Annotated in this window: 17 protein-coding genes and 1 tRNA gene; 8 read left to right on the forward strand and 10 right to left on the reverse strand. The window is 43.1% G+C overall.

The window, feature by feature from the left end; translation table 11 throughout:
• The gene (locus VF412_RS17775; protein WP_331340613.1) at positions 1 to 381 is read right to left on the reverse strand and encodes a hypothetical protein; all 381 of its coding nucleotides are present in this window, start codon (positions 379 to 381) and stop codon (positions 1 to 3) included.
• A gap of 142 nt (positions 382 to 523) precedes the next feature.
• Entirely contained in the window at positions 524 to 1,393 is an 870-nt protein-coding gene (locus VF412_RS17780) for a LysR family transcriptional regulator (protein ID WP_331340614.1), read from the reverse strand.
• A 101-nt stretch (positions 1,394 to 1,494) separates the two neighbouring features.
• On the opposite strand from VF412_RS17780, the gene VF412_RS17785 reads away from it, so the two are divergent.
• Entirely contained in the window at positions 1,495 to 2,019 is a 525-nt protein-coding gene (locus VF412_RS17785; RefSeq protein WP_331340615.1) for a hypothetical protein, read from the forward strand.
• Between the two features lie 165 nt (positions 2,020 to 2,184).
• A complete protein-coding gene (locus VF412_RS17790) occupies positions 2,185 to 2,430 on the forward strand; it encodes a hypothetical protein (protein ID WP_331340616.1) in 246 nt (81 codons plus the stop codon).
• Positions 2,431 to 2,484: 54 nt separating this feature from the next.
• Here the strand turns inward: VF412_RS17790 and VF412_RS17795 are convergent, their stop codons facing one another.
• Complete coding sequence (locus VF412_RS17795; RefSeq protein ID WP_331340617.1) at positions 2,485 to 2,946, reverse strand: hypothetical protein; 462 nt, start codon at positions 2,944 to 2,946, stop codon at positions 2,485 to 2,487.
• Positions 2,947 to 3,092: 146 nt separating this feature from the next.
• Positions 3,093 to 3,701, reverse strand: a complete 609-nt coding sequence (gstA, locus tag VF412_RS17800; RefSeq protein ID WP_331340618.1) for a glutathione transferase GstA — start codon at positions 3,699 to 3,701, stop codon at positions 3,093 to 3,095.
• Positions 3,702 to 3,870: 169 nt separating this feature from the next.
• Between gstA and VF412_RS17805 the strand changes: the two genes are divergently transcribed.
• Complete coding sequence (locus tag VF412_RS17805; protein WP_331340619.1) at positions 3,871 to 4,452, forward strand: hypothetical protein; 582 nt, start codon at positions 3,871 to 3,873, stop codon at positions 4,450 to 4,452.
• A 48-nt stretch (positions 4,453 to 4,500) separates the two neighbouring features.
• Here the strand turns inward: VF412_RS17805 and VF412_RS17810 are convergent, their stop codons facing one another.
• Together VF412_RS17810 and VF412_RS17815 are read right to left on the reverse strand one after the other, a co-directional pair.
• On the reverse strand, positions 4,501 to 5,130 hold the full coding sequence (locus VF412_RS17810) for an HdeD family acid-resistance protein (protein ID WP_331340620.1): 630 nt from the start codon (positions 5,128 to 5,130) through the stop codon (positions 4,501 to 4,503).
• Between the two features lie 144 nt (positions 5,131 to 5,274).
• Positions 5,275 to 7,227 (reverse strand): methionine--tRNA ligase, encoded by a 1,953-nt coding sequence (locus VF412_RS17815; RefSeq protein ID WP_331340621.1) that lies wholly within the window; start codon positions 7,225 to 7,227, stop codon positions 5,275 to 5,277.
• 329 nt (positions 7,228 to 7,556) lie between these two features.
• On the opposite strand from VF412_RS17815, the gene VF412_RS17820 reads away from it, so the two are divergent.
• Positions 7,557 to 8,216 carry a hypothetical protein gene (locus VF412_RS17820; protein ID WP_331340622.1) on the forward strand — a complete coding sequence of 220 codons (660 nt, stop codon included), beginning with the start codon at positions 7,557 to 7,559 and terminating at the stop codon, positions 8,214 to 8,216.
• A 68-nt stretch (positions 8,217 to 8,284) separates the two neighbouring features.
• The gene (locus tag VF412_RS17825; RefSeq protein ID WP_331340623.1) at positions 8,285 to 8,608 is read left to right on the forward strand and encodes a hypothetical protein; all 324 of its coding nucleotides are present in this window, start codon (positions 8,285 to 8,287) and stop codon (positions 8,606 to 8,608) included.
• A 26-nt stretch (positions 8,609 to 8,634) separates the two neighbouring features.
• On the opposite strand, the gene VF412_RS17830 is transcribed toward VF412_RS17825, so the two are convergent.
• Together VF412_RS17830 and VF412_RS17835 are read right to left on the reverse strand one after the other, a co-directional pair.
• The gene (locus VF412_RS17830) at positions 8,635 to 8,883 is read right to left on the reverse strand and encodes an AbrB/MazE/SpoVT family DNA-binding domain-containing protein (protein ID WP_331340624.1); all 249 of its coding nucleotides are present in this window, start codon (positions 8,881 to 8,883) and stop codon (positions 8,635 to 8,637) included.
• Between the two features lie 123 nt (positions 8,884 to 9,006).
• Positions 9,007 to 9,879, reverse strand: a complete 873-nt coding sequence (locus tag VF412_RS17835) for an aldo/keto reductase family oxidoreductase (protein WP_331340625.1) — start codon at positions 9,877 to 9,879, stop codon at positions 9,007 to 9,009.
• Positions 9,880 to 9,972: 93 nt separating this feature from the next.
• Here VF412_RS17835 and VF412_RS17840 point away from each other — a divergent pair, with 93 nt between their 5' ends.
• Entirely contained in the window at positions 9,973 to 10,599 is a 627-nt protein-coding gene (locus VF412_RS17840) for a TetR/AcrR family transcriptional regulator (RefSeq protein WP_331340626.1), read from the forward strand.
• On the opposite strand, the gene VF412_RS17845 is transcribed toward VF412_RS17840, so the two are convergent.
• Positions 10,596 to 11,492, reverse strand: coding sequence for a LysR substrate-binding domain-containing protein (locus VF412_RS17845; RefSeq protein WP_331340627.1), 897 nt, complete (start codon positions 11,490 to 11,492; stop codon positions 10,596 to 10,598). The two genes, VF412_RS17840 and VF412_RS17845, sit on opposite strands and share 4 nt — an antisense overlap.
• A 117-nt stretch (positions 11,493 to 11,609) precedes the next feature.
• Here VF412_RS17845 and VF412_RS17850 point away from each other — a divergent pair, with 117 nt between their 5' ends.
• On the forward strand, positions 11,610 to 12,362 hold the full coding sequence (locus tag VF412_RS17850; protein ID WP_331340628.1) for an SDR family NAD(P)-dependent oxidoreductase: 753 nt from the start codon (positions 11,610 to 11,612) through the stop codon (positions 12,360 to 12,362).
• Positions 12,363 to 12,428: 66 nt separating this feature from the next.
• On the opposite strand, the gene VF412_RS17855 is transcribed toward VF412_RS17850, so the two are convergent.
• Complete coding sequence (locus VF412_RS17855; RefSeq protein ID WP_331340629.1) at positions 12,429 to 12,656, reverse strand: DUF2945 domain-containing protein; 228 nt, start codon at positions 12,654 to 12,656, stop codon at positions 12,429 to 12,431.
• Positions 12,657 to 12,816: 160 nt separating this feature from the next.
• On the opposite strand from VF412_RS17855, the gene VF412_RS17860 reads away from it, so the two are divergent.
• Positions 12,817 to 12,893: transfer RNA gene (locus VF412_RS17860), tRNA-Met, on the forward strand.
• The last annotated feature ends 169 nt before the right edge of the window (positions 12,894 to 13,062 follow it).

A 13,062-nucleotide genomic window follows, 5' to 3' on the forward strand; every position in this document is an offset into this window, starting at 1 on the left:
TTAAAGAGCAGTTTTGCAGACAACTGGAAATTGAACAGATTGACCATTTCCTTCTGTCGTCAATGTACCATAAATTTTTCCTGCGATAGGCTGATAAGTCACTTCAAGTTGAAAAGCTTTGTCTGTGTTTAGATAGATGACAGCTTCTGGTCCGACACGTTTTGCAGCAACAGCGATAACTTCGGGAGCTGTGATGAAATGGGCCATGCCGCCGCGTCTTACAAGTTTAGCAACCAATTGACCGTTCTCTTTAGAGACTGAAACTTCTGTCGAAGCTTGACGAGGATCCTGGTTCACGTTTGTTGTGCAAGTAAGGGTAGATGCTTGGGCTGCAAGAGTTGTTAAAGAGGCGAAAGCGATCGCGAAAATTTGAGATTTCATAAAATATCCTTGGATTAAGTTTTTCATTTGTTAACGAAGTCCGACAAAAGCAAAGGGTGTACCAGGCCTGGAAACCCAGTGGATTGCTTGCGGCACCCTGTGGTTTCATTTTAACTGGTGCCAGTGGTGTTCATGCGATGAACTATTTATATGTGTCTAAGAGTTCGTTCACTAAGCTTTTAAACCAAGGAATGCGTATTAAATCTTTCTTGTAGAGGAGGTGGTAGGTCACGTGAGGCATAAGGTCCGCAGAGACATCTTGAGAAAGAATCTTAGGGCTTTTCTTAATCAAATTAGACGGTGCGATTCCCCAACCCAACCCATTTTCAACCATCGTTTGTAGGACATCCCAGTTCGGTAACACGCGGATCAAACGAGGGGCCGGGCCTAATTCAAACTTACTCCAAATCTCTTCGGGGAAGTTGAAGTCCTCTCCGTAAGAAACCAAAGGGTAGGTCTCTAATTTTTTAAGAAGGCGCAGTTCCGTCGTCGGTGTAATCTTCCACTTCGCTGGAAAAATATATTGAAAGCCTTCTTTAAAAAGAACCTTGGCCGTCACTTGTAAATTGTCTGGAGGAAGGCGTGTAATCCCTAAACTGATTTCTTCGCCAACGACCTTAGTACTCACGGACTGGCTGCGTGTGGGGGTAAAGATCAATTGGTGAGGAAATTCTATGTGAAGAGCAACTTTGTTAAGAATTTCTGCGGGACCATAGATGCGAAGCGGATTTTGGGGAGAATCTTTAAATTTCGCAATGACACTGTCGACAAGGGGATCATAATTCAGCCAAGTCGGAGTGATTCTTGAAAATAATTCCTGTCCTATTGGTGATAGCACCTTCTGGCGACCATGTTTTTGAAATAGCTTTTCGCCGACCAGATCTTCAAGTTGTTGGAGTTGACGACTTAACGCGGGTTGGGAAATCCCCAAGGTGTCCGCGGCATTAACGACGTTTCCGAGGGTGGCAAAGGTCATGAAAGACTCGATGAGGTGGCGGGGATATTTCGTCATATATGCATTATTGCATATAATATATGAAAATACATGCATTTATTTTTCATTCAATTTCTGGTTTAACTGCGCCATTGAAAAAAACAAATCAGGAGTAATAAATGAAAAACGTTATCCAAATGAGTTCTGTATTCAGTTTAGTTCTTGCAATGGGAATGACAGCTCAAGCTAAAACATACACGGGTGTTGATCAAAATGGCCAAGCCTGTCAGTTAACTTTGAACAACGTGAAAATGACCTCTCCCGTAAGTCACAATCCATGTGATTTCGATAGTGATGGCGAAGGTCCTTGGTGTGCAGGTCACGCCCCTATCTTCACGTCCACTATGACGGCACAAGGTTCTTACGAAACAGTTTCCGGCTCCACTGCATTTACAGTGAATGATGATGTGATTCTTGACGAACAGGGTAAAGCAACGGGATTTGCAGCAGATCCTCAAGAAGGTGGCACTGTCAGCGTTAAAATCGAAGATTCAAAAATGAATGTTTATTTCTACTTCCCAACATCTTACGGTAAAACATTGTCTGGCAAAGAAATCACAGACCTCTTGTTGAAGCGCGACCCAAGCTACCAGGCTGTTTGGAACAAGATCTATAACGATGAAACCTGCATCATTCAGATGTGATCTGTTGCCACTGTTTAATGTTTTAATGAAAAGGCTCGATAGTTCATCGAGCCTTTTTTTATTTGAGCGATTATCATATTTTCTTGATCGAAAATAAACTTCTAGAAGTTGTTTATAATTGAATTTCAATTTATGGTGCTATGAATACGAAAATTCGGAGTCACCATGAAGAGTTTTAGTTTATTTAAATTCAGTCAAAGGCTCGGCGGGGTTCTGGTGTCGGTGATTTCCCTAGCCTCTCTGGTGATCCTGTTGAGAGATATCTTATTCTCAGAAAATCGTGAAATGCCTATGCCCAGCACCTTCTTTGGTGTGGTCGTCAGTGTACTGAGTTTTATTCTTGGGCTGGTGCTGATTCGCCGATCTAGGAAAGTCGTCACTCGAGTAATTTCTAAGTCTGAAGAGATATAAAAAAAGCCGACGCAAAGTCGGCTTTTTTTATGAATCACCTTAAAAATGATTTGCTTATTTTACAGTGCAAGTGACATCAACATCAGTCACCATTTGCATTTGTGGGCCGTAGCTTACTGGGTTAGCCAAGTGAATAAGACCAAGGCTTACAGTTTTGCCAGCAATATCAGCCGCATTCAGTTCATTAGAATAGTAAGCTTCCGTTTCGTTTTGGTCATTTTTGTAGACTTGAGAAGCCATAGAGTTAAAGCTTACTTGAGAACCTTCAAGATTTGCGTAAACGCGAACTGAAGTGTTGTGCAAGTTCGTCAAATATACAGTTGCCGCACAGTTAGCTTCAGAAGGCTCATCCCAGTGTTCGTCAGCCAGATTATCAGAAGCGGAAGCTGTTAATACTGGTTGGCCGGCCATGAGGAAAGTACCTTGGCAAGTAAGTTTGAGTTGAGTGTTGCAAGCTTGGGCATTGTAAGCAGTTGCTAGGGAAACAAAGGTAGCTAAAACGAAAAGACGTTTCATGGGAATCCTCCGGGGATTGCTAAAAGATATTTTGGATTCTTCTAGAACATGAAACGTCTTTTGAATAGTCATGGTTTTGTTAAGATGTAATGCCTTCAGGCTGTCTAAAATATAGACGGGGCGTTGATTCTCAATACCGCTTAATATTAAAGGCGAATACCTTCTGCTGCCACGGCTTCCTGAACGGAGGGCCTTTCTTTCATCTTTTTAATAAACGTTGCGATATGGTGGTGAGGAGTCAGATCCACCTTTGTCACGTCAGACCAGCGCAGAATATTATAAAGATAAGCGTCAACGACCGAGAATTCCTTACCCATCATGAAGTCATTGTTCGCTAGGTGCTTGTCGATCAGCTGCAATCGCACTTGAATTTTATCGCGATGCCATAGCAAAGCGGCGTCACCAAAAACTTGCGGATAAAATAAAGGGCTGTAGCCCTTGTGAAGTTCTGTAGAGATATAATTCAACCACTCCATCGCTTTGTATCTTTCAGGGGATCCCCAAGGTGGAATCAGATTCTTTTCTGGCGCACGATCTGCGATCCACTGAAGAATGATGCAGCCTTCAGTCAAAAGAGTGTGATCCTCAAACTGCAAAGCCGGGACATATCCTTTGGGGTTGATCTGCTTATAATCGCCGCCTTCGTATTGTTTTGTTTTAAGGTCGACCTTAATCAATTGGAAGGGAAGACCTGCTTCACGAAGAATGATCTGCGGAGCAAGTGCACAGGCTCCTGGTGAGTAATACAAATTCATTGAATCGTCCTTTCATTTTTTCTTGCGAAAAATAGAGAATCTAAGCTTCGATTATGTCCTTTTTTTGATAAAGTGAAAGAACTCCTTTACTATGGTAGAGGAAATCTGATTTAGACTTCATCTTAACCGAGTCTTATCGAATACTTAAGATTCAAATGTCGAGGTGAGAATGTCGATTCGGTTCGTAAAACTTTTGATTCTTGTTGGTGCGGTTTCTCTTTTTTCAAATATCTCAAGGGCGGCGTCGTTTACACTCTCTAAAGGTGCTGGCTATCAGATCGAACCGATCTATGGTTACGAAACGGTTTTCCGGGACTACCCAAGCAATCATTTAACGACTCACATGTTGTATGGTCTTCGTTTAACGGCAGGGGTGGATCTTCTATCAGTGGAAGCTGAGTATACAAAATCTTCCGATACAGAGGACTACTCAACAGCGCCAGAGAAAATTAAAACGGATGATGAAAATTATAAGTTAGGTATTAACTCTACGTACCGGTTTAATACCTATTTCTTTATGTCGGGTCGGGCCGGAGCTCAGGCCACGAAAGAAACAAGAACTGAAACTAGCGGTGGTGTGGATAGCAAAGATGAAGAACCAATGAAGTACAATCCATACGCGGGGGCTTCTTTGGGGGTAAAGCTTGGGCCGTTGTCTTTGAATCTGAACTCGACGGTTATTTTTAGAGACGCGACGAATATGTCTAAAAATAACTATCAAAACACTTTCTCTGTGGGAATCGGTTATTGAATCCGATTCCACTCAATTAGTTCTGTCGTTGCACTTAGGCTTTCAAGTCTAATGAAGATGAGATCCAAGGTCGCGATCATAGGGGCTCTGTTTTCCTGAACGCTTGCGATAATCAATTTCTTCAGGTGACTCTGGTAAGAGAGATTGAATATGTGTTTCAAGATCTCGCTTTGCACGTTTTATTGCCGAACCTAAGCCAATGAGACTTAATCCTCCAAACATGAGATCGACGGCGACAAAAGTTCCGATAGTCCATGCTGCAGAAACAGGGAATGTATAAAGAATAAAACTTCCTAGAAACAAAGAGACAGCGCCATTTAAAAGATAAAATCCCCAGCCAGCGGTTCGTTCGGCAAATGCACCAATGACTTTTGCCAGACCTCCTGCGATTAACAAAAAGCCAACTGCAAATGTAAATGCCAATGTATTCGCCACAGGATTTCGCATAATTAAAATTGAACAGGCAAGAGCCAAGCAGCCCAAGCCCACATGAGGCCACATCTGTCCTGTCTTTCTTCCTTGAATGCCATATGCGAGTTGTGCGCAGCCAGCGATAAGCAAGACTACGGATAAGGTCATGACAGAGGCGAAGGTTGTCGCCGTTGCAAATGCCAAGGCAAAAAGACCAAGAACCAAATAGACAGATCCGAGTATAATAAGCTGAGATGATTTTTTCATATGAACCCCAGTGTTGATAACTTAGGGTCAGTGTGAAATTGAACTGCGAATTGTCCAAGACCTGAATTGCCACTCTGTGAATGGCAACAACGTTTTTCAATTGAATTAAGACTTAAGGCAATTGTAAAAAGACACTCCCTCGAATTATGTATTCGAAGGAGTTTGAGTGTCTTCAGCAACAGCTGGGAAATAAACGCCCTTAGCATTGATTGTATGACCCGCTGGAATGGCAGTGCCAAGCTCATTGGCGGTGAGAACGCTCTCAGGCAAATTCAGTGATTTGCGAAGCTCGTTCATCGTCTCTGGGACGAAAGGTGCCAGCATGATCATCAAGTTTTTCAAAACATAGAAACATGTATACAAGGCATCTTTTCTTTCCGCTTCAGGCGCACGGTCATCGTGGGGCTTGTATTGCGTAAAGAGTGAGTTGATCTGACGAGCATAATTTTCCACTTGGCCCAATAAAATTGCGTAGTCGCCTTTTTGCATCGAGCGTAAATACATTTGCACAAGCTTCACGGTTTCAGCTTCTGCTTTGCCGATCAATTTACCTTCTGGAACTTTACCGCCGTATTTTGAGTGGCATGCAGAAATTGGTTTTTCAAAAGCAGCATTCATTGGGCCTGCCAGAAATTTATTTCTTTCTGCGAAGTGTTCAAAGTCGAAGTTTGAAGATTTCACTGGCAAGCTTAAAAGCGCCAGGAAATAACGAACTTGATCTGGGGAGTAACCCATCTCAATCAACTGATCCCCTGTGTAGAAGTTGCCTTTCGATTTGCTCATTTTTTCGCCGTTTACCATCAAGTGGTAACAGCTCAAAATTTCAGTCATTTGCAAATCGCCTTTTTGTGGCAATTCCATGGGATTGTCTTTGTGGCCCAACCACATTGAGCCTTGCATGATCACATAGAAGAACACGTTGTCTTGTCCAAGGAACTGGACAACAGTTGCTTCAGGATCACACCAGAAATCTTTGTATTGCTCAACATTGCGACCTGATTGCTTCAGTGCCACTTGCGTAAACACGATCGGTGCAATCAATGAATCCGGCCATACGTAAAGAGTTTTACCCTTCATGTCTGGATCAAGTTCTGAAGGAACAGGGATGCCCCATGACACGTCACGAGTGATCGGGCGAGCAGCCCAGTTTTTTGTTTCCACTGAAGGAATGCCCGCAGCAGATAAAACGTGTTCGGCTTTGGCCAGGTCCGCTTTGTTATCGAAAAGGCATTCTACTTTCTTACCAGCCACGTAGCGAGACTTATGTTTTGGAAGAGTCTCTTTGATCTCTTTGTATTTTTCTTCGTGGATGTTTTCAAAACGGCAGCCGATCAAAACTGTGTTGGTGACTTCTTGAACAACAGCAGCCCGCCATGCTTTTTGTTTTGTCTCGATCCATGTTTTTAAAGGATCCGCGACTTTCCACATATCAAGCCACCAGTGAGCTGTGTCACGCAATTCAGGAATCGCATCGCTCAATTGGCTGCGTGGATCTTTCAAAGTTGTTGGATCGTATTGAGCACCACACACGTCGCACTCATCAGAGTAAGCTTCCGTGTTGCCGCAGTTAGGACAAGTGCCACGAACGAAACGATCTTGAAGGAAGCGATTCATTTTCGTGTCGTACCATTGCTTTGTGATACGTTTTTCAAGAAGACCGTTGTTGAATAAACGATGCAGGAAATCTTGAGAGTATGCCTCATGCATTGGATAAGTTTCCGGACGAGATGTGCCCGTGAAAATATCCGTTTGAATTGAGTATTTTTTTAGAGTGTCTTTTTGTTGTTCATGAATAGTATCGATAAATTCACGAATTGTTTTTCCGGCTTTAACTGCTGCAACTTCACTTGTTGAACCGTGATCGTCATTGCCGTTGACGAATAAAACATTTTCACTACCGATCAGCATTCTCATCCAACGAGCATAAATGTCTGCGGGAACGTGAGCCCCGGCTAAATGCCCCAAGTGCAGTGGACCATTTGCGTAAGGCATACCTGCGGTGACGACAACCTTCTTCGGTTTTTTAAACATCTGAAGAACAGATTTAACATCAGTTGGCGGAGAGAATTTATTTTCTGATTTTGAACCTTGTTGCATATGAACCTCTAAAGGACTCAATTTATCGAAAATAGAGTGATGATGCACGATTTTTCGTTATTTTAGCAGGCGCGCATCGATAAAAATGTCCAAAATAAACAACAACTTAGACGTTTGAAGGGGAGTTGCAGCGAATCAGGGGTCATTTTTTAAAAGAATCCTCGTGGGGCCGTCTTCTTAGCAAGAACATTTTTATGAAAAGAGACTCGTCTTTCTGTTAACAATCCTAGAGAAACCACGTCGAAATTTATTTTGGATTTGCATCGCTTCATTCTTAACATAAGCCTGTATTGACAGGCTGTGATGGATCGTTCTTACAATATGAGTGAGTGAAGCAGATTGGTTTTATTTTTCTAGCAGTTGTTGTGTCTTTTGTTGTGATCAGTAGTTCTATGTCCGTGAAGCAGGCGCAGGCAAATCCTTTATTGCTTGCAGCCCCCGTAGTGGCAATTGGTTCTTTGGATGTGGTGGCGATGGCAGCAACCGCCGCAGCAGCGGCCGGTGTTATCACAATGGCTCAAAATCAAGAGTTTCAAGAATCAGTTTCGCAAGATATTTCTCGCATCAAAGAGGCGACGGCCGATACTATTGACGAAACGATGAATGGCGCCATCGCCTTATTAAAAAAAATAGATAAGCTTGTAAAGCCACGCCAGTGCACAACTTCCCAAGCAGATGGTAAAAATCAGCAGTGTGATCAAATTTTAGAATCCTGCTGTCAGGATTTTTTAAAAAAATTCGAAAATCAAATGAAGCGCGGCAAGGGTGGAATTACTATTGTTAAAGGAAAAAATAAATTCCAATGCTGTCTAGAGTGGGATTATGTTCATGGCGGCCTTGAAATTTTCGATGAACGCGGAAATCATCTAGGCGAAAAAGGTTGCGACGATCTTTCCGATGATCCTTGCAGATGGACGAAGTCTCGCGGAGCTCATGCGGCACCCAACAGTTCGACTCATAAGCCAAGGACTGCGACATGTTCGCCATAAAATGTATCATAAGTTTTCTTGTTTTATTGCTCCAAGTTCATGCGGTTGCATCCTGCAAAGAAGTCCGCTTGAAAGGATTCACAAAGATCAAGAGTCAAAATGCAATTCAGGTATTTGTAAATGCTGAGAAGACCGCGACATTTGCAGTCCAATGTCAGGTGAAATCTACGTCTGATCAAGAAGCGATTGAGAGTTTTTCTAAATTGGGTGGGATTCGTAAACTCAAGGATAACCTTTACAGCGCTGATAAGCGGGTTTCAGGAGTCATTAGTAGGAGTTATCTATTCTTGAGTACGGATATTTACCAGATGAGCTTCGTCGTGAAGTCTGTAGGTCAGCTAGAGAATCTTGAAGAAGATCTTCAGCAAAATCTTAAATCTATCAATAAATAATTCATGAAATTGCCAAGCCTTCAGCTCTAACGAGCCTTGGCCTCGACATAGCTTTCGCCTTCGTCGTCTTCTGGGGTCCACTCAAGAAGGGACATCTCGGATGTTTTGCTCCAGTTGATGTCGACCTTGCTGATTTTACGCAGAGAGACCTCGTTACCGTCAATGACCCAAAGAAGGGTGTCGCCCTTCGCAATCCCCAGGGCTCTTCGAACGCGAGCAGGGATTGTTGTCTGATTCTTCTTTGATGCCTTCGAAGTTGCAGATGGTTTGCTCATTCGGTGCTTACTCCCTTTCTTCTAGAATAAAAGTCGGGGAGTATGTTGTCGAATATATTGGTTCTAGCTACTGCAATCAGCCTTAGAATAAAACCTAAGGCTAGGTGCTTTGGAGGAAGTCGTCTACTTATTTGCAGCAATAGAATCAAGCTCGCTCGTAATCTCTGGAGATAATTCCAATTGAGCTGCTGCAATATTTTCTTCCAGATGAGTCACGGAAGAAGTTCCAGGAATCAGTAGAATATTCGGAGACCGACGATAGAGCCAAGCTAACGCCACTTGCATTGGTGAGTGTTTTAACCTTGCAGCGACAGAATTCAAAACAGATGACTGAAGGGGAGAGAATCCGCCCAGCGGGAAGTAAGGAACGTAAGCGACACCTTGCTTCGCTAAAGTATCAATGAATGCATCGTCCTTGCGGTCTGCGATATTGTACATGTTCTGAACACAAACAATATCGGTCAAAGCTTGAGCTTCCGCGAATTGCTCTGGAGTGACAGTGCTTACCCCCAGGTGACGAATTAGTCCCTGCTTTTTAAGATCCACAAGAATAGAGAATGTTTCTGTGAAAGATTTTTCTTTTTCGAATACACCGGGCATCACACGGAAGTTTACGATATCTAAAGCTTCCAATCCTAGATTGCGAAGATTGTCGTGAACCGCATTCGTGAGTTCCTGTTTGCTGTATGCAGGATTCCATGAAGCATCAGCGCCGCGAACGGCTCCAAGTTTTGTGACGATGACGAGGTCTTTTGTGTAAGGGTGAAGAGCTCGTTTGATGATTTGATTCGTGACATGGGGTCCATAAAAGTCACTAGTATCAATGTGATTCACACCTAGTTCAAGGGCTCTGCGTAAAACTGCTACCGCTGCATCCATATCTTTGGGTGGCCCGAAGACATGAGGTCCAGCTAACTGCATGGCTCCATACCCCATGCGGTTTACATTCATTGAAGTCTTAGGGAAAGTAAAAACGGGACTAAAAGTCTGTGCCATATTTGCTCCTGGTTACAATAATAATATTTTGTAACTTTCAAAAAATCAACTTTGTAACTTACAATGATACAAAATTGTAAGTTTTATTGACGAATGAAACAGCTTTGGTATAATAAGAACATGCCAAGAACAGGACTTAACCCCTCAGAAATTAAAGAAAAGGCCATTGATCTTACCATTGCAAGTATGCGCAAAAGTGGTTTTGAAAAGGTGCGTCTTGTAGATATCGCAAAAGAACTCGGGGTCAGTCACGCCGCCCTCTATGCTCATTTTAAAGATAAGTCGGCACTTTTAGATGCGGTTTCAGAGCGATGGCTTATGCAGATTGATAAAGATCTGGAAGCTGTCTGTAAGAAATCAAAAGATCCCTGCGAAAAAATTCTTCAGTGGGTTTTGACTTTGCACCATGCCAAGGTTCAAAAAGTTTCTAATGATCCAGAGTTGTACAAGGCTTTTAATCTTTCCACTGCGAGTGAAAAACCATTCACAAATCGGCATTTAGAAATCATGCATGCACAGCTGACAGGGCTTGTACGAGAGGCTATTGCGAAGAAGCGTCTGCGCAATGCCGATCCTGAAGTGATGGCATCGATCATTCGTGAATCGACGATGTCATTTCATCATCCACGTTTGGTAGCACAATATCTTGGTGAAAAACGAGAGCCACTTCTTCGCCAGGTTTTAGAAAGCGTTCTTAAGGGATTGAAGTTAAAGTCTTAGCGCAATCGTTCCTTCAGAACTTTCTCTAGCCAGTCCATAAAAATCCGCACGCGGTGACTTAATAGGCGTCGTTCGTGATAGATGAGTTTTAACTTGTAAGGCTCGGGACGAAACTTAGGCAAAACTTCAATCAGGGTTCCATCTTTGAATGCTTTGCGGGCGCCGATCAGCGGCAGTTGTGCGAGACCCAGACCTGCGCGACATGCTTCGCTGTAAGAGGTGATGCTATTCACAGCAATGGCGGTTTTCATCTTTATGATGCGAGATTTTTCCCCATCAAAATATTCAAAACCATGGGATTTGCTTCCAAAAGTATGCGTATAAAGGACAAGGCGGTGATTTTTTAGATCATCTAAGTGTTTGGGTTTTCCATAACGATTTATGTAAGCGGGGCTTGCGCAATTCACACAGACGATCTCGCCAATTTCTTTTTCAATTAATTCCGGCTCCTTCGAGCCGCCGCTGCGAAGTGCGCAATCGATTCCTTCGCGCATGAGATCAACAAAATAATCTCGACTGCTAAGTTCCACTTCAAGATCAGGATATTTTTCGAAAAACTCAGGCAACAATGGAATGACTAAGCTCGCGGCGCCCACAGACATTTCCACGCGAATTTTGCCTTTGATTTGTGTCGGTTCGTTTCGAAACATAGACTCGGCTTCATCGACGTCATTGATCATTTGCTTACAGCGCTCAAGAAAGTTTGAACCTTCAGGAGTTAAAGAAACTCTGCGAGTCGTGCGCTCTAAAAGCCTTACACCCAATGTAGATTCCAGATCTTGAATAATGGTCGAGACAGAGGCATTCGGAAGATTTAAGGCCTCCGCTGCTTTTGAAAAACTCAGTTTTTCGGAAACACTGACAAATACCTTATAGGCTTGATATTTATCCATAACATCCTTTTTATTATTCGCTTAAAATGAAAAGTAATTTCGTTTCTTCACTATTTATCGTAGCAGACAAATTATTTAAAATGAACCAAGACAATCAATTTGAACAAGGAGTCTTCTATGAAAGTGGCGATTATTACAGGCGGCAGTCGAGGAATTGGCAAAAGTGCGGCCCTACATACTGCGGCTCGTGGGGTTGCGGTTATTATCACTTATAACAGTCACCCCGAGGAGGCCAAGGGTGTAGTTACAGAAATTAAAGCTGCGGGAGGAAAAGCAGCGGCCGTGAAGTTGGATGTGACTGATACTTCTTCTTTCTCTGATTTTGCCCAACAGGTTTCTCAAATCTTGGAGAACGAGTGGGGATTAACGGCATTTGACTACTTAGTCAATAATGCGGGGACAGCTCAGCGAACGTTGATTAAAGATACGACCGAAGAGCAGTTTGACCAATTGATGAATGTTCATTGCAAGGGACCTTTCTTTTTAACTCAAAAATTGCTTCCGTTGATGAATGATGGCGGGCAGGTAATTAATATCTCTACAGCACTAACGCGAATCGCAGGTCTTCATGGGACGGCCACATATGCAGCAATGAAAGGTGCGATGGAGGTTTACACTCGTTATCTGGCAAAGGAATATGCTGAGAGGAAAATTCGCGTGAACACCCTTGCTCCTGGCGCGATTGATACGCAATTCGCGGGTCCTAATAAACGCAGTGAAGAAGAAAAGAAGGCCATTGGATCTCACACGGCATTGGGTCGTTGTGGTGAGGCTGATGATATCGGGTTGATTCTTGCGGCCTTGCTTTCAGAAGATAGTCGATGGGTGAATGGTCAAAGAATTGAAGCATCAGGAGGCATGGTTTTGTAGGATTTGAGAAAGCCGTTCCTCAATTCAGAGCGAGCGGTTTTCTTCGATTTCTCTGCGCTCGGTCTTTCATTTTGTTTTCGAAGAGGAGATTTTCTTTAATGCCTGGCCCTTGTGAGCTGCGATATGATCCGACTTATCACTTTTGATTTCGTATTGTGGGTCCTCTTTGCTTGCGTGATGGGTGTAGCCCTTGTAGGTAAAATCTTTTGAGTGTATGGCGATGATTTTACCGCTGACATGACCAGCTTCTGAGTTCCATGTGACATGATCACCTATTTTGAATTTCCCAGTCACTTTTGCCTCCTATGAAGACAGAGTACATCTTTTGGAGTGATACAAATGAGACTGTTTCAAGATACACAAATGATACAGAGTGCTATAAAAAATAAAAGGAAGGAATGGTTGACCCGATCTTCTTCCTTCTATACAACTGAATCCTCTGATTCATTCTTGTCGCGGGGTGGAGCAGTCTGGTAGCTCGTCGGGCTCATAACCCGAAGGCCGTAGGTTCAAATCCTGCCCCCGCAACCAATTTTCTCTCTGAATTTCGGTTCTCTTCGGTTCTACGGTTCTACGGTTCTACGGTTCTACTCACTTCATGGTGGAACTTTATCCAAAACACACAAAAATCATAAACTTAGCAGACGAAGCCTGTAGTTTTTAAAGCTTCTAAATCCGAAAGCCCGCTTCTGCAACAGTT

Origin of the sequence: Bdellovibrio sp. (genome assembly GCF_036384735.1) — a bacterium.
GTDB lineage: Bacteria > Bdellovibrionota > Bdellovibrionia > Bdellovibrionales > Bdellovibrionaceae > Bdellovibrio.

Coding starts and splice junctions, on each gene's coding strand:
- VF412_RS17815 (WP_331340621.1), bottom strand. CDS start 7,227: ATGCAACAAGGTTCAAAATCAGAAAATAAATTCTCTCCGCCAACTGAT.
- VF412_RS17790 (WP_331340616.1), top strand. CDS start 2,185: ATGAAGAGTTTTAGTTTATTTAAATTCAGTCAAAGGCTCGGCGGGGTT.
- VF412_RS17785 (WP_331340615.1), top strand. CDS start 1,495: ATGAAAAACGTTATCCAAATGAGTTCTGTATTCAGTTTAGTTCTTGCA.
- VF412_RS17805 (WP_331340619.1), top strand. CDS start 3,871: ATGTCGATTCGGTTCGTAAAACTTTTGATTCTTGTTGGTGCGGTTTCT.
- VF412_RS17775 (WP_331340613.1), bottom strand. CDS start 381: ATGAAATCTCAAATTTTCGCGATCGCTTTCGCCTCTTTAACAACTCTT.
- VF412_RS17835 (WP_331340625.1), bottom strand. CDS start 9,879: ATGGCACAGACTTTTAGTCCCGTTTTTACTTTCCCTAAGACTTCAATG.
- VF412_RS17850 (WP_331340628.1), top strand. CDS start 11,610: ATGAAAGTGGCGATTATTACAGGCGGCAGTCGAGGAATTGGCAAAAGT.
- VF412_RS17795 (WP_331340617.1), bottom strand. CDS start 2,946: ATGAAACGTCTTTTCGTTTTAGCTACCTTTGTTTCCCTAGCAACTGCT.
- VF412_RS17780 (WP_331340614.1), bottom strand. CDS start 1,393: ATGACGAAATATCCCCGCCACCTCATCGAGTCTTTCATGACCTTTGCC.
- VF412_RS17830 (WP_331340624.1), bottom strand. CDS start 8,883: ATGAGCAAACCATCTGCAACTTCGAAGGCATCAAAGAAGAATCAGACA.
- VF412_RS17810 (WP_331340620.1), bottom strand. CDS start 5,130: ATGAAAAAATCATCTCAGCTTATTATACTCGGATCTGTCTATTTGGTT.
- gstA (WP_331340618.1), bottom strand. CDS start 3,701: ATGAATTTGTATTACTCACCAGGAGCCTGTGCACTTGCTCCGCAGATC.
- VF412_RS17840 (WP_331340626.1), top strand. CDS start 9,973: ATGAAACAGCTTTGGTATAATAAGAACATGCCAAGAACAGGACTTAAC.
- VF412_RS17845 (WP_331340627.1), bottom strand. CDS start 11,492: ATGGATAAATATCAAGCCTATAAGGTATTTGTCAGTGTTTCCGAAAAA.